The sequence below is a fragment of the Sinomonas atrocyanea genome (genome assembly GCF_001577305.1).
In the GTDB taxonomy this organism is placed as follows: Bacteria; Actinomycetota; Actinomycetes; order Actinomycetales; family Micrococcaceae; genus Sinomonas; species Sinomonas atrocyanea.
On record NZ_CP014518.1, the window covers coordinates 3,469,461 to 3,495,538 of the forward strand.

At 71.7% G+C, this 26,078-nt stretch carries 24 protein-coding genes and 1 pseudogene; 8 read left to right on the top strand and 17 right to left on the bottom strand.

The annotated features are described in order from the left end of the window. Positions 1-64: 64 nt before the first annotated feature. On the top strand, positions 65-1,465 hold the full coding sequence (locus SA2016_RS15930; RefSeq protein WP_084249588.1) for an MFS transporter: 1,401 nt from the start codon (positions 65-67) through the stop codon (positions 1,463-1,465). Here the strand turns inward: SA2016_RS15930 and SA2016_RS15935 are convergent. The 4 genes from SA2016_RS15935 to paaZ form a co-directional block, all read right to left on the bottom strand. Next, positions 1,462-2,934, bottom strand: coding sequence for a CoA transferase (locus tag SA2016_RS15935; RefSeq protein ID WP_066499939.1), 1,473 nt, complete (start codon positions 2,932-2,934; stop codon positions 1,462-1,464). The genes SA2016_RS15930 and SA2016_RS15935 overlap by 4 nt on opposite strands. Next, positions 2,931-3,803: a class II glutamine amidotransferase gene (locus SA2016_RS15940; protein ID WP_066499941.1), complete on the bottom strand. Its 873-nt coding sequence runs from the start codon at positions 3,801-3,803 to the stop codon at positions 2,931-2,933. The genes SA2016_RS15935 and SA2016_RS15940 overlap by 4 nt, the downstream gene beginning before the upstream one ends. A 117-nt stretch (positions 3,804-3,920) precedes the next feature. Continuing rightward, positions 3,921-4,325, bottom strand: coding sequence for a VOC family protein (locus SA2016_RS15945; RefSeq protein ID WP_066499944.1), 405 nt, complete (start codon positions 4,323-4,325; stop codon positions 3,921-3,923). Between the two features lie 79 nt (positions 4,326-4,404). Further along, positions 4,405-6,531, bottom strand: coding sequence for a phenylacetic acid degradation bifunctional protein PaaZ (paaZ, locus tag SA2016_RS15950; protein ID WP_066499946.1), 2,127 nt, complete (start codon positions 6,529-6,531; stop codon positions 4,405-4,407). 285 nt (positions 6,532-6,816) lie between these two features. On the opposite strand from paaZ, the gene SA2016_RS21010 reads away from it, so the two are divergent. Both SA2016_RS21010 and SA2016_RS21530 read left to right on the top strand, forming a co-directional pair. Beyond that, positions 6,817-7,578: a GDSL-type esterase/lipase family protein gene (locus tag SA2016_RS21010; RefSeq protein WP_157089138.1), complete on the top strand. Its 762-nt coding sequence runs from the start codon at positions 6,817-6,819 to the stop codon at positions 7,576-7,578. Then, complete coding sequence (locus SA2016_RS21530) at positions 7,575-7,748, top strand: hypothetical protein (RefSeq protein ID WP_157089139.1); 174 nt, start codon at positions 7,575-7,577, stop codon at positions 7,746-7,748. The genes SA2016_RS21010 and SA2016_RS21530 overlap by 4 nt, the downstream gene beginning before the upstream one ends. Positions 7,749-7,784: 36 nt before the next feature. Here the strand turns inward: SA2016_RS21530 and SA2016_RS15965 are convergent, their stop codons facing one another. The 5 genes from SA2016_RS15965 to SA2016_RS15985 form a co-directional block, all read right to left on the bottom strand. Further along, on the bottom strand, positions 7,785-8,378 hold the full coding sequence (locus SA2016_RS15965) for a GNAT family N-acetyltransferase (RefSeq protein ID WP_066499956.1): 594 nt from the start codon (positions 8,376-8,378) through the stop codon (positions 7,785-7,787). A 44-nt stretch (positions 8,379-8,422) separates the two neighbouring features. After that, positions 8,423-9,142: a tyrosine-protein phosphatase gene (locus SA2016_RS15970; RefSeq protein WP_066499958.1), complete on the bottom strand. Its 720-nt coding sequence runs from the start codon at positions 9,140-9,142 to the stop codon at positions 8,423-8,425. Between the two features lie 379 nt (positions 9,143-9,521). Next, positions 9,522-10,391: a 3-hydroxyacyl-CoA dehydrogenase family protein gene (locus SA2016_RS15975; protein ID WP_066499960.1), complete on the bottom strand. Its 870-nt coding sequence runs from the start codon at positions 10,389-10,391 to the stop codon at positions 9,522-9,524. Next, the gene (locus tag SA2016_RS15980) at positions 10,391-11,167 is read right to left on the bottom strand and encodes an enoyl-CoA hydratase/isomerase family protein (RefSeq protein ID WP_066502707.1); all 777 of its coding nucleotides are present in this window, start codon (positions 11,165-11,167) and stop codon (positions 10,391-10,393) included. Before SA2016_RS15980 ends, SA2016_RS15975 begins: the two co-directional genes overlap by 1 nt. A gap of 117 nt (positions 11,168-11,284) precedes the next feature. Then, entirely contained in the window at positions 11,285-12,514 is a 1,230-nt protein-coding gene (locus tag SA2016_RS15985) for an acetyl-CoA C-acyltransferase (RefSeq protein WP_066499961.1), read from the bottom strand. Positions 12,515-12,758: 244 nt separating this feature from the next. Between SA2016_RS15985 and SA2016_RS15990 the strand changes: the two genes are divergently transcribed. Both SA2016_RS15990 and SA2016_RS15995 read left to right on the top strand, forming a co-directional pair. After that, positions 12,759-13,493 carry a CPBP family intramembrane glutamic endopeptidase gene (locus SA2016_RS15990; protein ID WP_066499962.1) on the top strand — a complete coding sequence of 245 codons (735 nt, stop codon included), beginning with the start codon at positions 12,759-12,761 and terminating at the stop codon, positions 13,491-13,493. A gap of 4 nt (positions 13,494-13,497) precedes the next feature. Then, a complete protein-coding gene (locus SA2016_RS15995; RefSeq protein ID WP_066499963.1) occupies positions 13,498-14,187 on the top strand; it encodes a YceI family protein in 690 nt (229 codons plus the stop codon). Here SA2016_RS15995 and SA2016_RS16000 read toward each other — a convergent pair. Together SA2016_RS16000 and SA2016_RS16005 are read right to left on the bottom strand one after the other, a co-directional pair. Then, positions 14,129-15,742: an ATP-binding cassette domain-containing protein gene (locus SA2016_RS16000; RefSeq protein ID WP_244932798.1), complete on the bottom strand. Its 1,614-nt coding sequence runs from the start codon at positions 15,740-15,742 to the stop codon at positions 14,129-14,131. The genes SA2016_RS15995 and SA2016_RS16000 overlap by 59 nt on opposite strands. A 241-nt stretch (positions 15,743-15,983) precedes the next feature. Then, positions 15,984-17,426, bottom strand: a complete 1,443-nt coding sequence (locus SA2016_RS16005) for a hypothetical protein (RefSeq protein ID WP_141305427.1) — start codon at positions 17,424-17,426, stop codon at positions 15,984-15,986. Positions 17,427-17,586: 160 nt separating this feature from the next. On the opposite strand from SA2016_RS16005, the pseudogene SA2016_RS16010 reads away from it, so the two are divergent. Next, positions 17,587-18,024: pseudogene (locus tag SA2016_RS16010) on the top strand (VOC family protein). A 40-nt stretch (positions 18,025-18,064) separates the two neighbouring features. Here SA2016_RS16010 and SA2016_RS16015 read toward each other — a convergent pair. The 6 genes from SA2016_RS16015 to SA2016_RS16040 form a co-directional block, all read right to left on the bottom strand. Then, the gene (locus SA2016_RS16015; RefSeq protein ID WP_066499968.1) at positions 18,065-19,018 is read right to left on the bottom strand and encodes an L-lactate dehydrogenase; all 954 of its coding nucleotides are present in this window, start codon (positions 19,016-19,018) and stop codon (positions 18,065-18,067) included. Positions 19,019-19,099: 81 nt separating this feature from the next. Then, a complete protein-coding gene (locus tag SA2016_RS16020; RefSeq protein WP_066499969.1) occupies positions 19,100-20,224 on the bottom strand; it encodes an NAD(P)/FAD-dependent oxidoreductase in 1,125 nt (374 codons plus the stop codon). A 20-nt stretch (positions 20,225-20,244) separates the two neighbouring features. Further along, positions 20,245-21,324 (bottom strand): Gfo/Idh/MocA family protein, encoded by a 1,080-nt coding sequence (locus SA2016_RS16025; protein ID WP_066499970.1) that lies wholly within the window; start codon positions 21,322-21,324, stop codon positions 20,245-20,247. Then, on the bottom strand, positions 21,324-22,109 hold the full coding sequence (locus SA2016_RS16030) for an amino acid ABC transporter ATP-binding protein (protein WP_066502708.1): 786 nt from the start codon (positions 22,107-22,109) through the stop codon (positions 21,324-21,326). The genes SA2016_RS16025 and SA2016_RS16030 overlap by 1 nt, the downstream gene beginning before the upstream one ends. A gap of 41 nt (positions 22,110-22,150) precedes the next feature. Beyond that, complete coding sequence (locus SA2016_RS16035) at positions 22,151-22,939, bottom strand: amino acid ABC transporter permease (protein WP_066499971.1); 789 nt, start codon at positions 22,937-22,939, stop codon at positions 22,151-22,153. Between the two features lie 19 nt (positions 22,940-22,958). Next, positions 22,959-23,789 carry an ABC transporter substrate-binding protein gene (locus tag SA2016_RS16040; RefSeq protein ID WP_066499973.1) on the bottom strand — a complete coding sequence of 277 codons (831 nt, stop codon included), beginning with the start codon at positions 23,787-23,789 and terminating at the stop codon, positions 22,959-22,961. Positions 23,790-23,922: 133 nt separating this feature from the next. Between SA2016_RS16040 and SA2016_RS16045 the strand changes: the two genes are divergently transcribed. Then, positions 23,923-24,999: a LacI family DNA-binding transcriptional regulator gene (locus tag SA2016_RS16045; protein ID WP_066499974.1), complete on the top strand. Its 1,077-nt coding sequence runs from the start codon at positions 23,923-23,925 to the stop codon at positions 24,997-24,999. Positions 25,000-25,086: 87 nt separating this feature from the next. Next, on the top strand, positions 25,087-26,058 hold the full coding sequence (locus SA2016_RS16050; RefSeq protein ID WP_066499977.1) for a 1,4-dihydroxy-2-naphthoyl-CoA synthase: 972 nt from the start codon (positions 25,087-25,089) through the stop codon (positions 26,056-26,058). Positions 26,059-26,078: the final 20 nt, after the last annotated feature.

Consider the following 26,078-nt stretch of genomic DNA (forward strand, 5'->3'; position numbering starts at 1 on the left):
ACTTAGTAGGCCCGAGGACATCGCCCCGACGGCCCGCCCCGACGGCCTTCCCAAGGAGAGAACCATGGCTTCACTGCCTTCGACGAGCGCGATGACGAGCAGCAGGATCAGCGACCACCTGGACCGCCTGCCCATCGGCCGGGTCCACTGGAAGGTCGTCGTGGCCGTCGGCCTCGGGCTCTTCTTCGACATGTACGAGGTGTTCCTCTCCGGGTCGATGAGCGTGGCCCTCGGCAAGGACTTCCGGCTCTCGGGGGTCGAGCTCAAGCTGCTGCTGGCCTCGGCGTTCCTCGGCATGTTCCTCGGCGCTGCCTTCCTCGGCCGCCTCGCCGACCGCCTGGGGCGCCGGCGCGCCTTCCTGTTCAACCTCGTCTGGTACTCCGTCTGGTCCCTCATCGGGGCCTTCTCCCCGAATGCAGTCTTCCTCGTGTTCGCGCGCTTCATGGCGGGCATCGGCGTGGGCGCGGAGTACCCGGTCGCGGACGCCTACCTCTCCGACGTCCTGCCCAAGGACAAGCGCGGCCGGATGGCGACCTGGGCGTACACGAGCTCCTTCGTCGCCGTCCCCGTGGTCGGCTTCCTCGCCCTGTGGCTCAACACGGCTCCCCTGGCCGGGATCTCCGGCTGGCGCTGGCTGCTCGGCCTCGGCGGCATCGGCGCCGTCGTCGTGCTCTTCCTGCGCCGGTCCCTGCCCGAGTCCCCGCGGTGGCTCAACAGCGTGGGCCGCACCCAGGAGGCTGCCCAGGCCCTCGAGGTGTTCGCCCGCGGGGCCGGCACCAGCATCAGCGAGCTCGAGAAGGCTGCTCCGCCCCAGGCTGAGGCCGGCTCCCGCCGCGGCACCGACCAGGACGAGCGCCGGAGCCTCACCCGCCTCATGAAGGCCCCCTACCGGAACCGCCTGACCATGCTCGTGATCTTCCACCTGTTCCAGACCTTCGGCTACTACGGCTTCGGGACCCTCGCCGCCCTCGTCCTGGTGGCGAGCGGGCACAGCGTCACGAGTTCGCTGCTCTTCACCGCGCTCTCGTTCCTCGGGTACCCGATCGGCTCGCTCATCTCCACCCCGCTCGTGGCGAAGTTCGAGCGCAAGTACCTGCTCATCGCCTCGATCCTCGCGCTCGGGGTGAGCGGCGTCGGGTTCGCCGTGTCCGGCAACGACGTCCTCATCGTGGCCTTCGGCTTCCTGACCACCATGATCAGCAACGTCTTCTCGAACGTCTTCCACATCTACCAGGCGGAGATCTTCCCCACCGCCCTCCGCGCTACCGCTGTGGGGTGGACCTACTCCCTCTCCAGGCTCTCGAGCGGTGCCCTCCCCTTCGTCCTGCTCCCGGTGCTCGACAGCTTCGGCGCGCTCGCGATGTTCGGCGTCGTCGCCGTCGCGCTCCTGATCATCGCCACGGCGGTCGCCGTGTTCGGGCCGCTCACCACCCGGCGCAGCCTCGCCGAGATCAACCCGGTCTAGCTGGACACGGCCCCGACGCCCCCGGCCCCCTGGGCCCAGCCGAGCGCGGATCCCCCATAGGGCAGGGGGCCGTTCGGGTACTCGAGCTGGGTGCCGCCCAGGACCAGTGGCGGCGGAACGAACTCCAGCACACCGTAGGCGCTGTGGGCCTGCCGCGTCTCCACCGGGAGGCCCACGGCCTGTGCGGGCGCGGCCGGCCGGTCGGCCCGGAGCAGCTCCTCCGCCGTCGCGGCCAGGCTCAGGCGCGCGGTGCCGGCGATCCCCCGGCCGCGCGCCGCGAGCAGGGCCACGGCAGCGGCGGCCATGCCCATCCCGGTCGCGTGGTCGAGCGCCTGGACCGGCAGCGCGCCCGGCCGCCACGCGCCGTCGTCCGGCCGGCTGCCCGGGCCGCCGCACAGGTGCGCGACCCCGCACGCGGCCTGGACGATGCTGTCGAAGCCGCGCGCGTCGGCCCAGGGGCTATCCCAGCCCCACGCGTTGAGGGTCACCACGGCCAGGTGCGCGAATGACTCCCGGAGGGCCGCGGCGTCGAGTCCGAACCGCGCGAGGGCGCCCTGCCGGTAGCCGAGGAAGACCACGTCCGCCGCGGCGGCGAGGTCACGGATGCGGCCGAGCTGGAAGGGATCGCGCAGGTCGACGACCGCGCTGCGCTTGGCGAAGCCCGTGTCGAGGTGGGCGTCGAGCAGCTCGGGGTGCTGCGGCGGGTCGATGCGCAGCACGTCGGCGCCGAGCGCGCCGAGGAGCCGGGTGGCGCTCGGGCCCGCGATGACGCGGGTGAGGTCGAGGACCCGGACGCCCGCGAGCGGCAGGCCGCCCGGCTCCGCCGCGGGCGGACGGCGGCCGGCGGCGTCCTCGAGCGACCACCGGATCCAGGGCTCGACTGCCGCAGCACGCCCCGGCGGGGATTCCTGCCATTCCTGCCGCGTCCGCACCGCCGCGGCCACTCCCCCGGCGCCCCGCACCGCCTCCTCGACCTCGTGCGCCGTGCGCTCGAGCACGGCGCCGTCGAGCTGCTCGGGATCCTCGAGCCCGAGCGCCTCCAGCAGCCGCCGGGCATGGTGCGGATAGTTCGCGTGCAGCCGCACCCACCCGTCGCGGGCGCGGCGGAACCCGGACATCGGCGCCCAGATGTCCGGCGGCGTGCCGTCCACGCGCAGGTGCCGGATCGAGTCGAAGGAGGCCGCGGCGAGCGCGGACGACGTCGTCACGCGCCGTCCGCTCGCGGCGGCGCCTCCGGCCTCGGCGTCGGCAGCGGCCAACGCGTCGAGGGCCGCGATGAGCGCGCCGAGCGACCCGAGCGCGAGGCCTTCGACGTCCAGCGCCCCGGCCCACCACCAGCGCGGGCCGGACCACCATCCGTCGGTGTCCGGGACGGCGCCCGTCGCGGGGGCGAGGTGGCGGCGCAGGGCGAGCAGGCCGCCGCCTTCGGGGGCGGTCCCCGTCTCGGGGGCGGAACCCGTCTCGCTCATCGGGGCCTCCCCTCGCGCTGCGACGCGGCTGCGGCGGGGCTGAGATCGTCCACCGAGAGCCTCCTCGTGGGCTGGTCCGGGAACGGGAAGCTGCAGGAGACGGCGAGGTCGCTGCCGACGTGCAGGAGCGTGCCGGGGTCGATCATGCGCCAGCGGGGATCGTCCGTCATCGGCTCGGTGGCCACGAGCACGTGGTCGCCGAGGTCCTCGGCGCGGGCGGAGATGCGGGCGCTGCGGGCATGGAGCCGGCGGGCGCGGCCCGGGGCCCGGGTGCGGTCCTCGAGGACGTGCAGCTCGTGGGTGTCCGGGTAGCGCACAGCCCAGAGGTCCGTGGCCGTGGTGATGATGCAGTTGAGGCTCAGGACGGGCACGTTCTCCGCCAGCCACGTCACGGCGGCCGCGATGCCGGCGCCAACGTCCCCGGCCGCGCCGCGGGTCTCGGCCGTGATGAGGGCGAACAGGCGTTCGCTGTCCGTCTGCCCCTGCACGAGCGCCCGGGTGCCCACGTCCTCAAGCCTGCGGTCGAGGGCGGCGACGTCGGCGAAGGCGCCGTTGTGCGCGAAGAGCCTGCCGTCCTGCTCGAACGGATGCGTATTCACGTAGGTGTGGGCTCCGAGGCTCGCGTAGCGCACGTGGGCGAGGAACGTGGTGCTCTCGAGCCGCCGGGCCTCCCGGGCGAACGCCCGGTCCTCCCAGGCGGCGATCGGCTGCTTGTCCACCCTGGGCCGGCCGTGGCTGGTGAACGTGCCGATCCCGGTGCCGTCCGGCTCGCGCAGGCTCTGGACCTTGAGGCTGTCCGGGGCGTCCAGGAGCCAGAAGGTCGCCGCGACCGGGCTGCGGCCCGCATGCAGTCCGAACAGCCGGCACACGCTTCCTCCATCGGGGACGCCCATCCTCAGTGCACACGGTACCGCGCCCCGCCCCGGACGCAACGGTGGGCCGGGTACGGAACCCGGCCCACCGCCGTCGTGCGCTGCAGCAGCGCGCTACATGTTGTACTCGACCGTCCCGCCCTCGTGCAGGCAGAGGATGTTCCCATCCGGATCCGCGAACCAGCAGGCGCGCTCGCCGGCCACGGAGTAGATGTGGTGCTCGTCCGTTGTGAGGTTGGGGAGGTCGTAGTCCTCGAAGTGCACGCCGTGCCCCTCGAGTTCCGCCATGGAGCCCTCGAGGTCGTCGACCTCGAACGTCAGGGCGGTGTGGCCCGTGTGGACGGCGTTGGCGTCCACCATCAGGCCCAGCGATGCGGATCCGTCCAGACCGAGGATCATCATCCCGGTCGGGTCCTTGCCGCGGACAGGGAGCCCCAGCGCTCCCTCGTAGAAGTCCTTCGCGCGAGCCTCGTCGGCCACGGTCAGGATAGTGGTTGCCGGTCGTGTCGCCAGCGTCATGGCACACCTCCACGAGGGGAACTGACGCGCCCAGTTTAAGCCCGGAGGGCGGGGTGCGCACCCCGCCCTCCGCGACGGATCAGGCCTTCCTCGGCCACTCCTTCTCGACCAGGGTGAGCACGTCGTAGTTCGCGATCAGCTCGTTGTCCTGGTTGGTCAGGACGGCGTCCCAGCGGACCTCGCCGTACTCGTCCGTGACGCGCGGGGTGATCTGCTTGGCCGTGAGGGTCACCCGGATCGAGTCGCCGGCCGGGACCGGCTGGAGGAAGCGCAGGTTGTCCAGGCCGTAGTTCAGCAGCACGGGCCCAGGCTCGGGCGAGACGAACAGCCCCGCGGCCCAGCTCACGAGGAGGTAGCCGTGCGCCACGATGCCGGGGAAGACGCCGGCCGCGCGGGCGGCCTCGTCATCCATGTGGGCGTAGAACGTGTCGCCCGTCTCGGCCGCGAACTTCGCGATGTCCTCGAGGGTGATCTGCCGCAGCTCGGACCGCATGGCGTCGCCCAGGCGCAGCTCGGCCAGCGACTTGCGGAACGGGTGCGTCGAGGGGTCCGCCGGGTCGGCGAGGTTGCGGTCGGCGCCGGTGTGCCACACGCCCGTGACGGCAGTGAGCATGTTGGGCGAGCCCTGGATCGCGGTGCGCTGCATGTGGTGCTTGACCGAGCGGATGCCGCCGAGCTCCTCGCCGCCGCCGGCGCGGCCCGGGCCGCCGTGGACGAGGTGCGGGACCGGGGAGCCGTGGCCGGTCGAGGTCCTGGCGTCCTCGCGGTTGAGCATGAGCACGCGGCCGTGGTGCGCGGCGATCCCGGTCACGAGCGTGCGGGCCGTCTCCGGGTCGTTGGTGCAGACCGAGGCGACGAGCGAGCCGGAGCCCAGCGCGGCGAGCCGGATCGCCTCCTCGAGCGAGGAGTAGCCGACCACCGAGGAGACCGGGCCGAACGCCTCGGTGCCATGCAGGGCCGGCGCCTGGACGTCCTCCCAGGTCAGGACCACCGGGGACATGAACGCTCCGTCGGCCACGACGGCCTTCTCGCCGCTCGCGGTGACGACCTCGGGCGCCTCGAGGGAGCCGAACGCGATCTTGCCGCCGGCGGCCACGAGGGACTCGACCGCTCCGCGGACGTCCTTGAGCTGTTCCACCGAGGCGAGGGCGCCCATCGTGACCCCCTCGGCGCGCGGATCGCCGACCACGACGCGCTCCGTCACCCGCGCGCCGATGGCGGCGACGACGTCGTCCACGAGCTCGGCCGGGACGATGCTGCGGCGCACCGCGGTGCACTTCTGGCCGGCCTTGACGGTCATCTCGGTGACCACGGACTTGACGAAGGCGTCGAACTCCGGGGTGCCCGGGACGGCGTCGGGACCGAGGATCGCGGCATTGAGCGAGTCCGTCTCGGAGGTGAAGCGGACGCCGCCGTGGACCACGTTCGGGTGGGACTTCAGCAGGTTCGCCGTGGCCGCGGAGCCGGTGAAGGAGACCATGTCGCGGTAGTCGAGCTCGTCCAGGAGCGTGCGGGCCGAGCCGGAGATGAGCTGGATCGAGCCCGCCGGGAGGATCCCGGAGTCGACCATGAGGCGGACCATCGCCTCGGTCACGTACCCGGTCGGGGTGGCGGGCTTGACGATCGTGGGCACGCCGGCCACGAACGCGGGCGCGAACTTCTCGAGCATGCCCCACACGGGGAAGTTGAACGCGTTGATCTGCACGGCCACGCCCGGGATGCGGGTGTAGATGTGCTCACCGGCGAACGAGCCGTCCTTCGAGAGCACCTCCATGGGGCCGTCCACGATCACGTTGCTGTTGGGCAGCTCGCGCCGGCCCTTCGAGCCGAACGTGAAGAGGACGCCGATGCCGCCGTCGACGTCCACCATCGAGTCGATCTTCGTGGCGCCGGTCTTGTAGGAGAGCTCGTAGAGCTCGTCGCGGTGGCCGTTGAGGAACTGGGCGAGCTCCTTGAGCTTGAGCGCGCGCTCGTGGATGGTGAGCCGGCCGAGCTCGGCCTGGCCCACGGTACGGCCGTGCTCGACCATCGCGCCGAGGTCGAGTCCGTCCGCGCTCACGACGGCGAGCAACTCGCCCGTGCTGGCGTCGCGCACCTCGGCGGCCTTGCTGGCCTCGTCCGGAGTCCACCAGCCGTCGCGAATGTAGCTGGGGACGACGGCGACGCGAGTGGAGTCTGGGGCGGTGGTCTCGGTGGCAGTGGTCATCGTCGACAGTTCCTTCCGATGGGGGCCTGCACGGCTGGCAGAAATTACTGACCGGCCGTTCGGTAATGGGACCAGAATACACGGAAGCGCGGGGCGGCACGAGGGCCGCACCATCAGCGCCCTTGGTCCCTTCTGCCACAGCAGCACCGCTTCTAGGATGGCGGCCATCAGGTGGTCCCCCGGGGCCACATCGACCGCTTGGAGCGCAGCTGTCGGGGGGCGCACGGCCCGGAGCGTTGGGCCGCGACTCCGCGGCGGTCATGCCCCCGGACCATCGGAGCCCAGATGCCCCTTTCACTGAAGCTTCCCCGCCGTACCCTCGCCGCCGGCGCAGCGCTCCTCGTGGCGGGCGCCGGCGCTGTGTCTGCCGCCCCCGCGACGGCCGCGCCTCCGCCTTCCGTCCCCGCTGCCTCCTCGACCCCTCACGTCAGCTACGTCAATCTGGGCGACTCCTATGCGGCGGGCTGGGGCGCGGATGCCCCCGCGGCCTCCGTGAACCCCGACGTCGGATGGGGCAACTGCCTCGTCGGCGGCCGCCCGGACGAGGTCACCCTGCTCTCCGAGCTCAAGAACGTCTCCCTGGCCGGCGACTTCGCGTGCACAGGAGCCACGGTGGGGACGAACACCACGGGCCGGCCGACGATTGGGGAGGAGATCGCCGCCGCCAGCGCGGCGCGGAAGCTCACCACCACCACCAACCTCGTCACGGTCAGCGCCGGCGGCAACGACATCGACTTCGGCACGATCATCGGGGTCTGTGCCCGCGGCACCCTCGGGGACTGCCAGCAGGCTGCCGCTGCCGCACTCCTCAAGGCACAGCAGATCGACGTCGCGGGAACCGTCGCGGCGATCCATGCTGCGGCGAAGCATGCAGTGGTCGCGTGGGTCGGCTACCCCCATCTGTTCGCGGCAATGGCGGTGGGGTCATGTCTCCTGCGGCGGCGTCGGTCTTCAACCAGGGCACCGACGCGCTCAACGCCGAACTCGCCGGCCTTGTCGGGGAGGCGGGCCGCACCGAGGGCGTCAGGACCCAGTACGTCGACGTGACGCCGAACTTCAGCGGCCACGAGATCGGGTCGGCAGACTCCTGGTTCAACCTCAGCTTCACGGACCCCCAGCTCGAACCCTTCAACTTCCACCCGACGGCCGAGGGATACCTGGAGGGCTACTATCCCGCGATGGCGAGCCAGATCAGTATCGCCAGGCCCGCCGTCTGACCACTCCTCGCGGGCAGCTCGCGGCCGGGCTGCGGCTCAACCCCTCCGGCCGAGCCGGAGCTCGAGCCCGTTGCGGACCATGGGCCACTCCGAAGCGATCACCGAGTAGACCACGGTGTCCCGCAGCGACCCGTCGGGCATGAGCTGATGGCTGCGGAGCACACCGTCCTGCTTGGCCCCGAGCCGCTCGATCGCCGCCCGGGACTGCCGGTTCATCCAGTGCGTGCGGAACTCGACCGCGATGCAGCCGAGGGCCTCGAACGCATGGCCCAGGAGCAGGAGCTTGGACTCCGCGTTGGTGCCCGAGCCGTGCGCGCTCGCCGCGTTCCAGGTCGAGCCGATCTCCACGCGGCGGTTCGCGGCGTCGGCGTTCATGTACGTGGTCATCCCGATGACCCGGCCATCGGAGGTACGGCGGGCGGCGAACGGGAGCATCGACCCGGCGTCGCGCAGTGCCAGCCGCCGCTCGATCTCCGCGGCCATTCCCTCTGGCCGCGGCACGGACGTGTACCAGAGGCGCCACAGCTCCCCGTCCCGAACCGCGTCCTCGAGCTCCTCGCGGTGGTCCTGGGAGAGCGGCTCGAGTGTCACGAGGCGGCCGCGCAGCGTCACGGGGTCGAGGAAGGGCATGCGCCGAGGATACCGGGCCCGCGCAGGGCGTCGTGGTGGCCGCCTCAGGTGGCGGTCGGGGCGAGCTTGGCCCGGATGGCCGCGATGTCCGCGGCGGTGAGGCCGTGGTCGAGGAGGAAGCGCTCGACGTCGAGCCCGGCCGCGAACGCCGCGAGGGCCTCCTGCCGCTCGGCGATCATCGGGGCCAGCTCGGCGTCGTCGTGCCACCGCTCGTAGGGGTGCTTGACCGGGCTGACCCGGTGCCACTCGTTGATGCCGCGGACGCTCGCCTCGTACTGGGCGGCGACGGCCTCCGGAGCTGCGGCCGGGTCCGCGAGCTGCAGCAGCATGGTGACGATGATGCCTGTGCGGTCGCGGCCCGCCGAGCAGTGCAGGACGACGCCGGCGGGCGCCTCCGCGATCGCGCGGAACACGGCGGCGATGAGGTCCGGGAAGAGGCGCACCGTGCCCGGGTAGCCCTTGGGGTGGCTGAGGTACGGGATGAGCTCGGCCGCGAACTGGGCAGCGTGCTCGGGATGGGCGGGGTCCTCGGTGGGCGTGCTCACGATCGTGATGCCGTCCATGGCCTCCGGCCGCACGTCGGGATCGGTGGGGCGGCGGCGCTGCTCGTCCGGGTTCCGCAGGTCGATCACGGTGCGGACGCCGTCGGTGCGCATCTGCCGCCACCCGCGTTCGGTGAGCCATTCGCGCCGGCCCATCCGGTACACCGAGCCAAGGACCCGCCGGGCGTTGACGGCGCCCTCCCAGGCCACCGCGTCGCTCATGCGGACCGGCCGGGGCGCCGGGCCGCCGCGCGCGGGACAGCGGCGGGGCCGGCGGAACGGGGGAAGCTCATGGCACCATCTTCCCGCACAGCCCTCCCTCCGTTGTGGAGTCACCTCCGCACCCATGAGGAGTCACATGCGCTGCGTCGAGGAGTCACCTCCGCACCCACGAGGAGTCGCATGCGCTGCGTCGAGGAGTCACCTCCGCACCCACGAGGAGTCGCATGCGCTGCGTCGAGGAGTCACCTCCGCACCCATGAGGAGTCGCTTGCGAGAACGCGACTCCTCAACCCGACGGACGTGACTCCCCAACACCGCGGAGGTGACTCCTCACCATTGCGGACCTGGCTCCTCAACGGAGGCGGGGGTCGCGGGGCGGTCAGGTCCAGTCGTAGAAGCCCTTGCCGCTCTTGCGCCCGAGCTCTCCGGCGGCGACCTTGTCGCGCAGGATCTGGGGCGGGGCGAAGCGGTCGCCGAGGGTGGAGGCCAGGTACTCGGCGATGCCGAGCCGGACGTCCAGGCCCACGATGTCGGTGGTCTTCAGCGGGCCCGTGGGGTGCTTGTAGCCCAGGACCATGGCGTTGTCGATGTCCTCCGCGGACGCGACGCCCTCCTCGACCATGCGCATCGCCTCGAGCGCGATTGCCACGCCGAGGCGCGAGGACGCGAACCCGGGGGCGTCCTTGACCACCACGGCCGTCTTGCCGAGCCCGGCGACCCAGCCGCGCGCGGCGGCCTCGGTCTCCGGGGAGGTCTTCTCGGCGATGACCACCTCGATCAGGGTCGAGGCCGGGACCGGGTTGAAGAAGTGCAGGCCCAGGAACCGCTCGGGCCGGGCGAGGGACTCGGCGAGCTTCGAGACGGACAGCGAGGAGGTGTTGGTGGCCAGGAACGCGCCCGGAGCGAGCTCGGCCTCGACCGCGGTCAGCGCCGAGACCTTCAGGGCCGGGTCCTCGGGGACGGCCTCGACCACGAGGTCCCGGGCGCCGAAGTCGGCGTAGTCCACGCTCGTGGAGAAGGACTCGAGGATCTCATCGAGGTTGCCCTCGGCCGCGCCGCGCTCGATCGACTTCGCCACCGACGCCTCGACCCGTTCCCGGGCCCCCTGGGCGGCCTGCTCGTCGCGCTCGACGACGACCACGTCCGCCCCGCCCATGAGGAACGCGTGCGCGATCCCGGCGCCCATGCGGCCGCCGCCGAGCACGCCCACGCGGGCGGGCAGGCCCTCGGCCAGGTTGATCTTTCCCATTACTGCTTCTTCTTTCGGTCGAGGAATGCCTGCATGCGGTCGAACTTGGCCTGGGACTCGAACAGCATCCCCTGGGCCAGGGTGTCGATGAGGGGGTGGACCTCCCGCGGGCTGTGGAAGACGGCCTTGGAGATCCGCACGGCCAGCGGGTCCTGGGCGCCGATCCGGTCCGCGAGCCGGTGCGCGGCCGGGATCAGGTCCTCGGGCTCCACGAGTTCGGTGATGAGCCCGGCCGCGAGGCATTCGGGGCCCTTGAGGACTCGCCCGGCCAGGAGGATCTCCTTGGCCAGCGGCTCGCCGACGAGTTCGCGCAGCCGCCAGGTCGCCCCGGCGGCGGCCATGATCCCCAGCCCGGTCTCGGGGTTGCCCACCCGTAGGGACTCGGTGCCGATCCGGAAGTCTGCCGCGTAGGCCAGCTCCGCCCCGCCGCCGAGGGCATAGCCCTCCAGCGCGGCGATGACGGGCATGGGGAGCCTGGCGACGCGGTCGAAGACGCCCGAGTTGATCCCCGCCAGCGCATCGTCCCGCCGCCGCTGGCGCAGCTGGGCGATGTCCGCGCCGGAGGCGAAGACCCCCTTCGCACCCGTGGCGGGGTCCGCCGGGGTGCCCGAGAGGATCAGGACCTTCGGGTGGGCCTCGAGATGCGCGCAGACGGCGTGCAGCTCGTCCACCATCGCCGCGTCGATCGCATTGCGCACCGCCGGACGGTGCAGCCGCGCGTGCAGCCGGTCCGCGGCCTCCTCGACCACGAGCGTGGCGAAGCCTGACGCGTCCAGGCGCGCCCCGCCGTCGTGCGTCGCCTCAGCGGACCGCGCGGACGACGCCGGCCCCTCCCCCGCCGCGGTCGGCGCGCCGCCGTCCGCGCTCGCCGCAGCCTCGATGCCGTCCGCCACCTAGACCCCCTCGATCAGGAGGGCGGTGCCCTGGCCCACGCCCACGCACATCGTGGCCAGGCCGAGCTTCCGGCCCGCGCCCGCGCCGAGTTCGCGGTCCATGCGGCCCAGGAGCGTCACGACCAGGCGGGACCCGGAGGAGCCGAGCGGGTGGCCGAGGGCGATCGCTCCGCCGTCGGCGTTGACGATGTCCTCATCCAGCTTCAGCTCGCGCATCACGGCCAGCGACTGGGAGGCGAAGGCCTCGTTCAGCTCCACCGCCCCGAGGTCCGCCACGGAGACGCCCTGGCGCTCGAGGACCTTGCGGGTGGCCGGGACCGGGCCGATGCCCATGATCTCCGGCGCCACCCCGGCGGAGGCGCCGTCGAGGATGCGGGCCCGCGGGGCCAGGCCGAACCGCTCGATGGCGGCCTCCGAGGCCACCACGATGGCCGAGGCGCCGTCGTTGAGCGAGGACGCATTGCCCGCCGTCACCACGGAGCCGCCCTTCACGACCGGGCGCAGCTTCGCGAGGACGTCCATCGAGGTGCCCGGGCGCGGGCCCTCGTCCGTGTCCACCACGGTCGTCGCGCCCTTGCGGCCCGTGACCGTCACCGGCACGATCTCCTCGGCGAACCGCCCGGCCTCGATCGCGGCCAGGGCGCGCTCGTGGGAGCGGACCGCGAACGCGTCGCAGTCCTCGCGCGAGGTGTCGAAGACGCGGGCCACCTCCTCGGCCGTCTCCGGCATCGAGAACGTAGCCTTCCCGTCCCGGGAGAGCTCGCCCGAGAGGAAGGCGGGGTTGGTGAAGCGCCACCCGATCGAGGTGTCGAACACCGCCCCGGGCTTGGCGAACGCCGCGGCGGGCTTCTCCATCACCCACGGGGCGCGCGACATCGACTCGACGCCACCGGCCACCACGAGGTCCGCAGCCCCGGCCTTGACCATGTGCGAGGCCATGATGATCGCGGACAGGCCCGAGGCGCACAGCCGGTTCACGGTGATCCCCGGCACGCTGTCCGGGAACCCGGCCAGCAGCCACGCCATGCGGGCCACGTTCCGGTTCTCCTCGCCCGCGCCGTTGGCATTGCCCAGGATCACCTCGTCCACGAGCGCGGGATCGATGCCCGCCCGCTCCACCGCGGCCCGCACCGTCAGCGCCGCCAGATCGTCCGGACGCACCGAGGACAGCGCGCCCCCGTACCGCCCCACCGGGGTCCGCGCCCCGCCGACCAGAAAAGCCTCAGCCATGTGCACTCCCTCATGCCTCGTTACGCGCAGGATCCGGCCGGGAGCCTTCCGTCCACGAAATAGTTACCGACCGTTCGTTCTATAAAGGTTCTCACCCGGCCACCCTCGGGTCAACCTACCGCCGCTCCGCCCACCACACCCCCGCGGCCCCCGCCGCCCCGCCCGCCGGCGCCGAATCAGCGCCGCTGCAGCGCCCCTGCAGAGGGGTGGAACCCCGCAGGGGCCCAGATCGTTCTGAGAGTTGATGCTCCACTCGCCCTCCACGTCGCCCGCCAGGCCGCGGCGTTTCACCCGGTACACGCCCACGGACGCCCTCGCGATCGTGCTCTACCTCGGCCTGCCGTTCGCCCTGGTGTTCCTGCCGTTCGATCGGCTGGCCTGGCTGACCCGGGACCCGCTGGTGGGCACCTACCTGCTCAACCTCGCGCTCTACGCGGCCGTCTTCGTCGCCGCCATGGTGGCCGCGCGGCACTACGTGGTCCGGGACGCCCGCATCCTCGCGACCAGGCCATGGTTCACGCTGGGAATCCTTCCCCTGCTGCTCGTGGCCATGCTCATCGTGACGGTGATCGTGGTCTCGCTCGCGGGCGGGGTCGAGGTGTCGGTCAACCAGACCGGGCTCGAGGACATGACGGCCCATGTCCCCTGGTACCTCACGGCGCCCCTGCTCGTGCTGATCGGCCCCTTCGTCGAGGAGTACATCTTCCGGCACCTGCTGATCGGGAAGCTGAGCCAGTACATCAACCGATGGATCTGCTACGCGGCATCGGTGGTACTGTTCGCAGCGCTGCACATCGCGGGCCGCGAGGCGATCACCCTCCAGGCCCTCGCGCCGTACCTGGGGCTGGGCCTCGTGCTCGTCTTCGCGTACGCGTGGACGGCCAACAACCTCATGTTCAGCTACTCACTGCACGCCCTCAAGAACCTCCTGTCCGTGGTGCTCATGTACACCGTGGACATCAGTTCGCTCACTCGCTAGGACTATGGACAGACGCAGACTCCTGATCCCCCTCGTCATCGTCGTGGCGCTGATCGCCGCCGTGGTGGTCGGCGGCCCGCTCGTGTACGCAGCGGTCAGGCCGGCGACGCAGGACCCGTTCAGCATCGCGGCGGCGACCGGACCCGCGGCCAGCACGACGCCGCGCCCCGCCTCGGCGGACAACGGCACCTGGAGCGTGGCCCCGGGCTCGCAGGCCGGGTACACGGTCAACGAGGTGCTCAACGGCAAGGCGCTCGCGGTCGTGGGCCGCACGGACAAGGTGACCGGGTCGGCGTCGGTGGCCGGCGGAAAGCTCACCGCAGGGACCGTCACCGTGGATGCCGGCAGCATCGCCACCGACAACACCGGCCGTGACAACTACTTCCGCTTCACCGTGATCTCCGCGGGCAAGTACCCGCAGGCCACGTTCACGCTGGGGGCGCCCGTGGCCCTTCCGGACCTGGGCGGCCAGCCCGTGGACGTGATCGTGCCCGGCACGCTCTCCCTCGCGGGCGAGACCCGTAGCGTGAGCGCGGACGTGAAGGTGGTGCGCGACGGCGACCGCATCGCCGCCGCCGGCTCCATCCCGATCGCGGTGAGGGACTTCGGGATCGACCCGCCGAACCTCGGCTTCGTCAAGGTCGAGGACCACGCGAAGGTCGAGTTCCGGGTGAACCTGGCCCAGAACGGCTGATCGCCAGCCGCCGGCCGGGCCCCGCCGGGCCGCCGAGCCCGCCGAACCACCGGGACAGGGCGCGGTCGTGGCTCGCGATCACGAGGGTGCCGCGGTACCCGGCCAGGGCCTCCTCGAGCTCGTCGACGAGCAGCGGCGCGAGGTGGTTGGTCGGCTCGTCGAGCAGCAGCAGTTCCGGGCGTCCCGCGAGGATCCTCGCGAGGGCGAGCCGGCGGTACTGCCCGGCCGAGAGCGAGCCCACGGGCACGAAGAAGTCCCCCACCCGGAACAGTCCGGTGTGCATGAGGGCCTCGGCGTGGTCGTCGAGGTCGCCGTGCAGCCCCGCGGCGTAGGCCGCGAGGAGCCGCGTCTGCGGGTCCGGCGGGGGCGGGATCTCCTGGGGCAGGAGGGACACCGCGGCCGGCCCCCCGGCGCCGCCCGGGGCCCGGGCGACCGAGGCCCCGCCCGTGCAGGGCACGAGTCCGGCGAGCACCCCGAGCAGGGTCGACTTCCCGGCGCCGTTCGGGCCGGTGACCAGGAGCCGTTCGCCCGGGGCGAGGGCCAGGTCGAGCGGCGCGAGCCGGCCCGGCACTGCGGCGCCGGACAGCGTGATGGAGGCCCCGGCGTCGGCCGTGAAGGCCGAGGCGAGGTGCAGGGGCCGCGGCGGAGGGAGGACCGGCGCCGCCTCGAGCCTGCGCAGCCGCTCGCGGGCGGAGCGCACCTGGCTCTCGATCGCGGCGGAGACCCGCTGGCCGAAGTAGTTGTAGCCGGACTTGTCGTTGTCGGTCCTGCGGCCGTAGGCGACCCTGTCCGCCACCGCGGCGGCCTTGCCCCGCTCGTGCTCCTTCGCCGCGACCCAGGCGGCGTAGGCGCGCTCCCACTCGCGCCGCTCCCGGGCCTTCTCCGCGCGGTACCCCGCGTACCCGTTGCCGTACCGGCGCACCGACCGGGTGTCGGCGTCGACCTCGACGATCACGCGGGCAAAGCGGTCGAGGAAGTCCCGGTCGTGGGACACGGCGACCACGATCCCGGGGCGCGCGGCGATCTCGGCCTCGAGCCAGGCGAGCGCCTCGGCGTCGAGGTGGTTCGTGGGCTCGTCGAGGAGCAGGATCGGGGCCGGGTCCGCGAGCGCGAGGGCCAGCGCGATCCGCTCAGCCTCCCCGCCGGAGAGGCTTCCCAGCGTGCGGTCCTCCCCCGTCCGCGCGAGGTGGCCCACCCCGAGGCGCTCGAGGGCGATCGCGAGGGACACCTCGGCGCGCACGACGGCGTTCGCCGCCTCGTCGAGGTCGGCCTCCTCGGCGCTGGGGTCGGCGCCCGGCTCCGCCTCCGCAGCCCGGGCCGCCGCCTCGGCCAGGAGGGCGCCCACCCGCGCGGCGGAATCCTGCGTCTGGGCGAGGCGGGAGGCCCGGCCGTGGATCGCGACCGTTCCGGCCTCGGGCTGCTCCTGGCCTGCCATGAGCCGCAGGAGGGTGGACTTGCCCGCGCCGTTCTCGCCCACCACGGCGATGCGCTCGCCGTCCGTGACGGTGAGGTCCACGCGGTCGAGGAGGAGCCGGTCTCCGTATCCGTGGCTCACGCCGCTGAGGGAAAGGTGGACCGCCGCGCGCCGGATCGTCCCGGGGCGGGCACGCAGTTCGGGGCGGCTGTTCTGGAATCGGCTGAGGGGTGCATGCATCGCTGTCTCGCTTCGCGGCTCGCGGGCGCGGGTGTGCCCGGGCGGATGGGGGCTGGGGCGGGAATCAGCGGAGCATGCCCCAAGCCTCCCGGGCGGCGGACGGGGTGTCAAGGGCGCCCTCGGGCCCGGGGACGTCCCGCCGCTACAGGCCGGCCTTGCTGAAGACCTGGTCGACGAGTGCCACCAGCGCCTCGGCCGCCGGCTGCACCTCGGCGTCCGTCCTGCGGATGTCGTTCGCCTCGACGGACAGCGTCCCCCGCCGCGCGCCGACCGCGATGTGCCTCTCGCCGGTGCCGTCCGGGAGCTCGTAGACCACCGCGTAGCCGGCGTCCCCCCGGGGCACTGAGGCCAGCGGCCTGAGCGAGGACCAGGAGCGGGTCTGGGAGACCCCCATGACGTTCTCCGTGACCGACCGGCAGGTCCGCAGCGCCTGGGCCCGCGCGTCGAAGGGATAGGGCTGCGCGACGGACCCGGCCATGCTGACGGCGAGCAGGGTGATGAACGACTTCTGGGCCGGGCTGCCCGAGTACTGCGCCTGGACCATCGAGGAACCTGCGAGGGCGCCGAGGTACGCGGCGTCATCGTAGGTGCACGCCGGCTCGGTGGGGCGCGCGGAGGAGGTGGCCGGCGCCGGGACGAGCTGAGCGTTGACCAGCGGCGCGCTCCCGTCAGGGCCGGGCACGCCCCGGATCAGGGCGGCCAGCTGCTCCGGCGTCCGGGAGTTCGGCGCCGGGGTGCGCACGGTGGGCGGGTGGTTGGCGGCCTGGTCGATGATCTTCCGGGCGATCCCGGCCAGGGCGTCCAGCGCGGGCTGGGCGTCGGCGTCCTGCGCGACGCTGAGCGAGAGGGAGATCGACAGGGTGCCCGCCAGCACGTGGAGGGCCGTCCCGCCCAGGTCGCCCGGTCCGCCGGGCGAGGTCTTCTGGAGCACCGCGAAGGCCCGCTCCCCCACCTTCGGGGCGGGGAGCATCCGGAGGCTGTAGGAAGAGGCAGTGCTCCCCTGGTCGATCTTCAGACTGAACTGGCTGCAGTGGGAGGCGATGCTGTCCGTGTAGTGGAAGTCGGAGGAGGCGAGCGCGTCCCCGGGCGCACTCCTGACGATCACGATCGCGGTCGTCGTCGGCCCTCCGGAACCGGCCGACGCCGTGGCGTCGGAGCCGCCGAACGCCGGCATCGCGCCCTGGGCGAAGGCCACGTTCGCGTCGCGGGCGATATCGAACGGGTTCTTGGTCGCGAAGGGCTGGCACTCGGCGGGAGTCGCCGTGGACGTGATCGACGGCCAGGCGTTGGCCGTGGCACCGATCCGGAAGCTGCGCGAGTCGGAGGCGCCGTAGGGGCGCACCGTCACCGCGTTGACGATCGCCATGAGCTCGTCATCGGTGAAGACCTTGGTCGGCGGGCCCGCGGGCGCCCCCGCTGCCTGCGACTGGCTGGCCGTCGGCGCGGCCGGCGGTGCGGACGCGCCGGAGGAGCATCCGGCGGCAGCAAGGACCACCATCGCCGCGGCCACGGCCAGACGGCTCAGGCGGCGTGCTCCGCGCCGCCCGTGGGAGAGGACCCGCCTCGCGCCTCGCGTTCCTGACATCGTGCCCTCCTCACCGCCGGGCTTCCAGCGTGACGGCCGCCCACAGCGCGGCCTAGAGGAATTCGCCCCGAGGGGGCACCGGGCAGCAGCGGACACGTTCTGTCCTCTTCGAGCCTCACTGGCCCTTCCGCGCCAGGACCGCGCTGCCTAGCGTGGGGCCATGGCTTACTCCTTCCAAGTGGTCATCGACAGCCGAGACCCGCATGCCCAGGCGGACTGGTGGGCCGAGACCCTCGGCTGGACGGTCGAGCCCAGCGACGAGGACTTCATCCGGCGCATGATCGCCGAGGGCTACGCGACCGAGGCCGAGACGACGACGCACCACGGCGTCCTCGTGTGGGCGTCCGCGCAGGCCATCTGCCCGCCCGACCAGGTCGGGGACCGGGGCCGGCAGCGGTTCCTGTTCCAGGCCGTCCCCGAGGACAAGACCGTCAAGAACCGGGTGCACTAGGACGTGCGCCTCCGCGGCGACGACAAGGACGAGGTCCGGGCCCGGCTCGAGGCCCGGGGGGCCAGGTTCCTGTGGGAGGGCCACTAGGGCCCCCATGGGTGGTACACCATGGCCGATCCCGAGGGGAACGAGTTCTGCATCACGTGAGCGGCCCGGGCGGGGTCTTCCCGGCCCGGCTCCCCGGTGGCTAGTACCCGAGCGACTGTGCCGAGGCCCGCAGCGCCTCGGCCGAGCGCCCGAGCCGCGCCAGCTCGCCGTCGTCCATCGGGACCTCGAGGACGCGCCGCACACCGCCCGCGCCCACCACCGAGGGCAGGCTCAGCGCCACCCCGTGGAGGCCGTACTGGCCGGACAGCACCGAGGAGACCGGCAGCACGGCGTCCTCGCGGCCCAGGACCGCTTCGACGATGCGGGCCGCGGAGAGCCCGATGGCGTAGTTCGTGGCGCCCTTGCCCTCAATCACCCGGTACGCGGCCGTGCGGACGTTGTGTGCGAGCGCCTCGAGGGATTCGGGGGTGAAGGCCAGGGAGCCGTCGTCGGCCCTCCAATCCCGCAGGGGGACGCCGCCGATGGTCGCGCAGGCCCAGAGGGGGAATTCCGTGTCGCCGTGCTCGCCGACGATGTAGGCGTGCACGGACGAGCGGGAGACCCCGATGCGCTCGCCGAGGAGCCAGCGCAGGCGGGAGGTGTCCAGCACCGTACCGGAGGCGAACACGCGGCCGGCAGGGAGGCCGGAGATCCGCTGCGCGATGACCGTGAGCACGTCGCACGGGTTCGTGACGAGGACGTAGACGGCCTCGGGCGCCTGCTCGGTGAGCCGCGGCATGAGGTTCTCGAGGATACGGGCATTCGTCCCGGCGAGCTCGAGCCGCGTCTGGCCGGGCCGCTGCTTCGCTCCCGCGGTGATCACCACGATGTCCGCTCCCGCCGCGAGCGCCAGGTCCGTCCCGCCGGTGATGCTCGAGGCTCCGGTGAACTGGGTCCCGTGGGCGAGGTCGAGGACCTCGGCCTCGACCTTCGCCTGGTCGATGTCGTAGAGGACCACCTCGCGCGCCGAGCCGCGGATGAGGGCCGCATAGGCCACCGAGCTCCCCACCGCGCCGGCGCCGACCACCACGAGCTTGCCTGCCTGAGCCGCCATGGAGTCTTCCTATGCCACCCCGGCCCGCGAGTGCAAGCCTCTCCACTCATCTGGACCGGGCGGAAAGGCCTGCGGGCGGCGTCAGGCGTCGAACCGCTCGGGCCTGAACGTTGCCAGCATCGGATGTGGCCGGCCGGTGATGAGCTCGCTGGCAATCAGTTCGCCGGCGATGAGGGCCAGTGTGGCCCCGGAGTGGGTGAATGCCGTGTAGCACCCCGGGATCTTCCGAAGCTCCCCGAAGACGGGCTCGCCGTCGCCGGGGATCGGCTTGAGTCCCAGCTTCCACGATCCTGCCTTCAGCTTCGGAGTCCCCACGAGCAGCCGCGAGGCCTCCTCGAGCAGTTCGTCGACCACGGGCTCGGGAATGGAATACTCCCCGGCGGCGTCGCGGACAATGTGCTCCTCGTACCAATCGTGGTCGATCGCGATGGTGCTGCCCGGGTTGGGACGGATTGCGGCCCGGGGCGTGTTGAGGACGGCCCGGACGCCGTGGTCGAAGGGTTCAGTGACGACGAGCATCGAGACGGGCGAGCCGTTGTCGATCTGCACCCCGAGTGGAGCCACGACGTCCGGGGTGTGCGCACCGCAGGCGACGACTACGGCGTCCGCTCGGACGGTGCCGAGGGCCGGCGCCGCCACGCCGGCGGCGCGGCCGTCCTCGATGATCACCTCGGCCGGACCTGCCTGGGCCTGGAGGACGCCGCCGCGGCGCGTGAACTCGGCCATGAGGTGATCGATGAGGTGCGGAAGGCTCACCCAGCCCTCCCCGGGGTTGTAGACGGAGGTCTCGGCGAGCGCCTCGGCATTGAGACCCGGGGTGACGTCGCCGATGGTGTCCGGCCCCACGAGGTGCGAGTCGTAGGCGTGGGAACGCTCGTACTGGTGCCGCGCGGCGGCTGAGGCCCCGTCGCCGTCGCTGTCCCAGAAGACCCCGCCGCCGAACTGGAGCCATTCACGGGAGGGATCCTGGGCGAAGAGGGTGCGGTAGCGGTCGATGCCCGCCATGCGCAGCGCGTGGTACTCGACGCTCCTGGTCCCGGCCGAGTTGAGCCAGGAGAGCGAGCGGCCCGAGGCCCCGGAGGCGAGCGCCCCCTCGGTGACCAGGGTGACGGCCGCACCGGAGCGGAGCAGGTGGACCGCGGCGGAGACGCCGATGACGCCGCCGCCGATGACTGCGATGTGGCGGGAGTTCTGGTTCTCGGGCATGTCGTTCTTCCTCTGGTGTCTCAGATGTGTGCGAGCGAGCGGACGGGAGTGCCTGCATGCAGGCCCCGGATGATCCGCAGGGTCTGGAGGGCTTCGGTCGGTTCGACGGGTGGGGGTGCGCCGCGATGCAGGGCGTCGGCGAGCAGGCGGTAGAAGGCGGGGTAGTCGCCGGGGGCGAGGCCTACGTCGACGGTCGTGGTGCCGTCCGAGAGCCGGGCGGGTTCCCTTGATGGGACAGCGCCGTAGCCGTGCCTGGCGGGGTCCCCTCCGGCTGCGAGCGCGGCTTCCTGACCGTCCAGGCCCCATGATGTGAACCCGGCCCGGCTACCGAGGACGTGGAACCGCGGCCCCTGCGCCGGGGCGACGCCGTTCATCCAGAGGCGGCTCACGACGCCGGAGGCGTGCCGCAGTTCTGTGAAGCTGTCCTCGTCGCCCCCTGCCCCCGAGGAATGCCTTCTGAGGTCCGCCCTCGCCGTGTCGACGGGGCCGAAGAGCCGGAGCGCCTGGTCGATGAGGTGGCTGCCGAGGTCAGTGAGCAGACCGCCGCCCTCATCGATCCCGGCGGCGTCGCGCCAGTTGCCGAAGCCTTCGGGACGCCACCATTCGAAGCGGGACTCGAACGTATGGACCTCGCCGAGCCTGCCCGAACCGACGAGGTCGGCGACCGTCAGGAAATCCCCGTCCCAGCGCCGGTTCTGGAACACCGTCAGGACGACGCCGGCGGCGGCCGCGGCGTCGATCATCGCTTGGGCGTCCTCGACCGACGGTGCGAAGGGCTTGTCGACCACGACGTGGAAGCCGCGGCCGACGGCGGCGATCACCTGGTCCCGGTGGAGCGCAGGCGGAGTACCGAGGACCACGAGATCGAGCTCCAGACTGCCGTCGTCGATGCTCCTGAGGAGCCCGGCGTAATCCGGCACGATGAGGGCCCTCGGGAAGCGCCGGCGGGCGGACACCGTCCTGGCCGGGTTTCCGGTCACGACGGCGTCCACGCTGAAGTCCGGATTGGCCGCGAGGAGGGGGCCGTGGAACACCCCGCCGGAGACGCCGAAGCCGACGATAGCCGTTCTGATCGGGCTCCTCGGGCCGACCTGTCCCATCACAGCACCTCCGAGAGGAAACGCTGCAGACGGGCCGAGCGGGGGCGGTCGAAGATGTCCTCCGGAGTGCCGGTCTCGACGACCTGCCCCTCATCCATGAAGACCACCTGATTCGCGGCCCTCCGCGCGAACCCCATCTCGTGCGTCACGACGACCATCGTCATGCCGCGCCTGCTAAGGCTTGCCATGAGATTGAGCACCCCGTTGACGAGTTCGGGGTCAAGCGCGGACGTCGCCTCGTCGAAGAGCATGACCTGGGGTTCCATCGCGAGCGCACGGGCGATCGCGACCCGCTGCTGCTGTCCGCCGGAAAGGTCTTTGGGCCTGTGGTCCGCCCGGTCCCGCAGCCCCACTTCGTCCAGACGTGCCCTCGCCAGATCGATGGCCTCCTTCTTCGAAAGACGCTTGACCTTCCACGGCGAGAGCGCCACGTTCTCGAGAGCGCTGTGGTCCGGAAAGAGGTTGAAGTGCTGGAAGACCATGCCGATCTTCCGGCGCAACTGGTCCGGGTGCTGGCCGAGGGTCGAGGCTCCATCGAGGAGCACATCTCCCGACTTCGGCTCATGCAACCGGTTGATGCCGCGCAGGAGCGTCGACTTGCCCGAGCCCGATGGCCCGATCACGCAGGTCGTCGTTCCGGGCTCGACTCGGAGGCTGATGCTGCGGACCACGTCCACCTCCCCATAGGCGAGGGTGAGGTCCCGGAGGTCGAGCCCGGCGCCCCTGTAGGCGGGGGCCACGGGAGCCGATGGTGTGGCAGGCGATGGCGATGCTTCGGTGTTCATGGTGGTGTCCCTGGTCCATGGGCGGGCTGCCGCGGGGATGGTCATGGGCGTGCATCCTCTGCTGGAGCGCCGACCGTCTCGAGCTCGGCGACTTCTCGGAGTCCGGAGATGGGCGCGACAGCTTTGCGCCGCCCGGTGCGGAAACGCTGGTCGATGAAGTTCACCAGGTGGGTGAGCGGGACGGTGACGATGAGGTAGAAGAGCCCTGCGAGGACCAGCGGGGAGAGGTTCCCGCTCAGGACCGCGGCGTCCTGGCCGACGCGGAAGAGCTCGCGTTCGGAGACAAGCAGCCCCAGGAAGTAGACGAGGCTGGAGTCCTTGACGATCGAGATGAACTGGTTGACGAGCGCGGGGAGCACGCGTCGAACACCTTGGGGCACGACCACCAGGCGCATGGCCGGCCCGTAGCCCATCCCGAGGGCGCGGCAGGCCTCAAGCTGGCCCTTGTCGACAGCTTGGATGCCGGCCCGGAAGATCTCCCCGATATACGCGCCCGAGATGAGGCTCAGCGCGATGATGCCGAGCGGGTAGGGGCTGGGCCCGAAGATCTGCTGGCTCAGACGCGCGAAGCCCTGGCCGATGAGGAGGATGGTCAGGATGGCCGGGAGTCCGCGGAACAGGTCGGTGTAGACACGGGCGGGCCATCGCAGCCAGGCCAAGGGCGAGATGCCCATGAGGGCGACGAGCATCCCGGCGATGCAGCCAATAACGGTGGCCGCGATCGATATGACGAGGGTGTTCACGAGGCCGACCTGCAGCAGCTGGGGCAGGACATCGGCCATCGCCTGGAAGTCGAAGAAGGTCTTGGCGAGGGTGTCGAACAGATCCATCGTGGTGCTTTCTGCTCGGTTACTGGTCGGAAGCGGGCAGGTACTGCTTCGGCATGGGCGAACCCGGGAACCACTTCTGGTAGAGGCGCTTCCATGTGCCGTCGGCCATCGCAGCCTTGAGCGCCTTGTTCAGCGCGTCCTTGAGGGCAGGCTTGTTCTTGGCAATGGCGAAGCCTGCAGGGGCGTCGAAGGACGGAATGTCGGCCGCGTCGACGAGACCGAACTTCGAGACGTAGTCCTTGGCAGCCTCGTAGTCGAGGAAGTGGGCGTCGATCGTGCCCGAGTTGAGGGCCGAGACCGCGGCGTTGTTGTCCGGGAAGCGGACGAGGTTCGAGTCGGGGAAGTTCTTCATGGCGTAGGTCTCCTGCAGGGTGCCCTGCACGACACCGAGACGCTTGCCCTTGATCGCATCGGCACTCGTGACTCCCGACGCCTTCGTCGTGAGCACGGTGAGGTATCCGGCGAGGTAGCCGTCAGAGAAGTCGACAGTCTGCTTGCGCTTGTCCGTGATGCCGATGGCGGCGACGCCGACGTCGAATTGCCCGTTCGCGACGGCGGGAAGGATCGCGGAGAAGTCCTGGCCGGTGAAGACGACATTGTCGATGCCGGCCCGGTGCGCGACGTCAGTGAAGAGCTCGACGTCGAAGCCGGTGAACTTCCCGGACGAGTCAGTGAACGTGTAGGGCTTGGAGTCGCCGACGCTCGCGACACGGAACTGCCCGGGGGTGATGAGGCCGTAGGGGTTTGACGCCGCAGCCGTGGATGACGCGCTGCTCGAGCCGCCGCAGGCTGACAGGGAGAGGGCGAGTGCGGCCGCTGCCGCCAGTGCCGCTGCTTTGATGCTCCGCATGAGGGGACTTCCGTTCTGGTAGTGAGACCGGTCTCAGCCAAGGAAGTTGAGACCGGTCTCAACTTCGGGGATGATGTGACTGTACTTACGCCACCGTGTGGCGTCAATCTCTTTTTCCCGATGGGATGGGCATGTGACGAAACGAGAGCAAGGGGTCCGCGAGGCAACGGTCGCCGATGTGGCGCGGGCCGCGGGAGTGTCCAAGGCGCAGGCTGCGAGGGCGCTCGGCGGCTACGGGGCAGTCAGCGAGCAGGTGCTCTCCGTCGTGGTCTCGGCGGCCGAGGAGCTCGGGTACAGGCCCAACCAGCTCGCCCGGAGCATGACCACGGGGCGGTCCAACTCGATTGGGGTCGTGGTCGGGGACATCGAGAACGCCCACTTCGGGCTGGCGCTTCGCGGAATTTCCGACGAGGTGCGGGAGGCTGGGTACACGGTGGTCCTCGTGAACACGGACGAAGACCTGACTGCCGAGGTCGGCGCCGTCCAAGAACTGCTGCAGCAGCGGGTGGCCGGCCTCATCGTCGCACCCTGCTCAAGCACCGAGGCCGCCCACCTGGAGTCTGCGCACGACCACAACCGCACTGTCGTCCTGTTCGACCGCGGCGTCCGCGGATGGGCCCTCGACACCGTCCGCGTCGACTTCGCGGAAGCGGCCCTCCAGGTGGGGCGGCTGCTGCTGGACGCTGGGCACCGTCGGATCGGCTACATCTCGAGCCTCCGCGTGGAGGAACCGTACGAACAGGGTACGGATCTCGGCCTCTCCCCTGTCGCCGACCGCGTGGGCGGAATCGAGCGGGCGTTCAGAGAGGCCGGGGCGGAGTGGGACCGGAGCCTGGTGAAGCTCAATGCCGCATCCGATGACGCGCTCGCCGCCGCCTGCGCGGACCTGCTCGACCGCCCTGGGCCGGCGACCGCCGTCGTCTGCTCGGACAGCCGGATTGCCCTGGGCGTGCTCGGCCAGATCAAGCGCCGCGGGCTTCGGGTGCCCCAGGACATCTCGGTGGTCGCCTACGACGACTTTCCGTGGACCGAGCTGGTGGAGCCGCCTCTGACCGTCGTGTCACAGCCGGTCTACGACATGGGACGGGAAGCAGCCCGGGCGTTGCTGCGTCGGCTCGGCCATCGGGTTCCTGCGGAACAGCTGCCGCTGAGGGCCCACCTCGTCGAGCGGGCGTCGGTGGGGCCGGCCGCGGGATCGCCCGCGGCCTAGACCTCGGGGGCCCCGAGGCGTCTCGGCGCAGCCCCTGCCCGCCCCTCGGGGCTCCCCTTCTCGCGACGCCGACTAGACTCCCTTCACGTGACCACCAGTTCCGCGAATGAGCAGCCCGCCCTGCCCGAGAAGGTCTCTGACGTCTTCGACCCCACGCGCTGGCGCGCGGTCGAGGGTTTCGATTTCGAGGATCTGACCTACCACCGGCAGGTCGAGCGGGACTCGAGGGGCGCCGTCGTCCGCGACCTGCCCACGGTGCGGATCGCGTTCAACCGGCCCGAGGTCCGCAACGCGTTCCGGCCCGGCACGGTGGACGAGCTCTACCGCGCCATGGACCACGCCCGCATGACCCCCGACGTCGCCACCGTGCTCCTCACCGGCAACGGCCCCTCCCCGAAGGACGGCGGCCATGCGTTCTGCTCGGGTGGCGACCAGCGCATCCGCGGGCGCGCCGGCTACCAGTACGCCTCCGGCGAGACGGCCGAGACGATCGACCCGGCCCGCGCGGGACGCCTCCACATCCTCGAGGTGCAGCGGCTCATGCGGACCATGCCCAAGGTGGTCATCGCGGTGGTCAACGGCTGGGCTGCCGGCGGCGGCCACTCGCTCCACGTCGTCTCCGACCTCACGATCGCCTCGCGCGAGCACGGGAAGTTCAAGCAGACTGACGCGACCGTCGGCTCGTTCGACGCCGGGTACGGCTCGGCGCTGCTGGCGCGCCAGATCGGGCAGAAGCGGGCCCGGGAGATCTTCTTCCTCGCCCGCGAGTACTCGGCGGAGGACATGGTCGCGATGGGCGCGGTGAACGAGGCGGTGGAGCACGGCCGCCTCGAGGAGGTCGCGCTCGAGTACGCGGCGGACATCGCTCGCCAGTCCCCCCAGGCCGTCCGGATGCTCAAGTTCGCGTTCAACCTCGCGGACGACGGCCTCGCGGGCCAGCAGGTGTTCGCGGGCGAGGCCACGCGGCTTGCGTACATGACGGACGAGGCCGTGGAGGGGCGGGACGCGTTCCTGCAGAAGCGCGACCCGGACTGGTCGAGCTTCCCGTACTACTTCTGACTCCTCAGCCCGGCGGAGGT

Coding starts and splice junctions, on each gene's coding strand:
- SA2016_RS16040 (WP_066499973.1), bottom strand. CDS start 23,789: ATGCGGAGCATCAAAGCAGCGGCACTGGCGGCAGCGGCCGCACTCGCC.
- SA2016_RS15945 (WP_066499944.1), bottom strand. CDS start 4,325: ATGACGCTGGCGACACGACCGGCAACCACTATCCTGACCGTGGCCGAC.
- SA2016_RS15935 (WP_066499939.1), bottom strand. CDS start 2,934: ATGAGCGAGACGGGTTCCGCCCCCGAGACGGGGACCGCCCCCGAAGGC.
- SA2016_RS16020 (WP_066499969.1), bottom strand. CDS start 20,224: ATGCCCGAGAACCAGAACTCCCGCCACATCGCAGTCATCGGCGGCGGC.
- SA2016_RS21010 (WP_157089138.1), top strand. CDS start 6,817: ATGCCCCTTTCACTGAAGCTTCCCCGCCGTACCCTCGCCGCCGGCGCA.
- SA2016_RS16035 (WP_066499971.1), bottom strand. CDS start 22,939: ATGGATCTGTTCGACACCCTCGCCAAGACCTTCTTCGACTTCCAGGCG.
- SA2016_RS15965 (WP_066499956.1), bottom strand. CDS start 8,378: ATGCCCTTCCTCGACCCCGTGACGCTGCGCGGCCGCCTCGTGACACTC.
- SA2016_RS15975 (WP_066499960.1), bottom strand. CDS start 10,391: ATGGGAAAGATCAACCTGGCCGAGGGCCTGCCCGCCCGCGTGGGCGTG.
- SA2016_RS15930 (WP_084249588.1), top strand. CDS start 65: ATGGCTTCACTGCCTTCGACGAGCGCGATGACGAGCAGCAGGATCAGC.
- SA2016_RS16030 (WP_066502708.1), bottom strand. CDS start 22,109: ATGAACACCGAAGCATCGCCATCGCCTGCCACACCATCGGCTCCCGTG.
- SA2016_RS16025 (WP_066499970.1), bottom strand. CDS start 21,324: ATGGGACAGGTCGGCCCGAGGAGCCCGATCAGAACGGCTATCGTCGGC.
- SA2016_RS15995 (WP_066499963.1), top strand. CDS start 13,498: ATGGACAGACGCAGACTCCTGATCCCCCTCGTCATCGTCGTGGCGCTG.
- paaZ (WP_066499946.1), bottom strand. CDS start 6,531: ATGACCACTGCCACCGAGACCACCGCCCCAGACTCCACTCGCGTCGCC.
- SA2016_RS15985 (WP_066499961.1), bottom strand. CDS start 12,514: ATGGCTGAGGCTTTTCTGGTCGGCGGGGCGCGGACCCCGGTGGGGCGG.
- SA2016_RS15970 (WP_066499958.1), bottom strand. CDS start 9,142: ATGAGCGACGCGGTGGCCTGGGAGGGCGCCGTCAACGCCCGGCGGGTC.
- SA2016_RS15990 (WP_066499962.1), top strand. CDS start 12,759: ATGCTCCACTCGCCCTCCACGTCGCCCGCCAGGCCGCGGCGTTTCACC.
- SA2016_RS16005 (WP_141305427.1), bottom strand. CDS start 17,426: ATGTCAGGAACGCGAGGCGCGAGGCGGGTCCTCTCCCACGGGCGGCGC.
- SA2016_RS16015 (WP_066499968.1), bottom strand. CDS start 19,018: ATGGCGGCTCAGGCAGGCAAGCTCGTGGTGGTCGGCGCCGGCGCGGTG.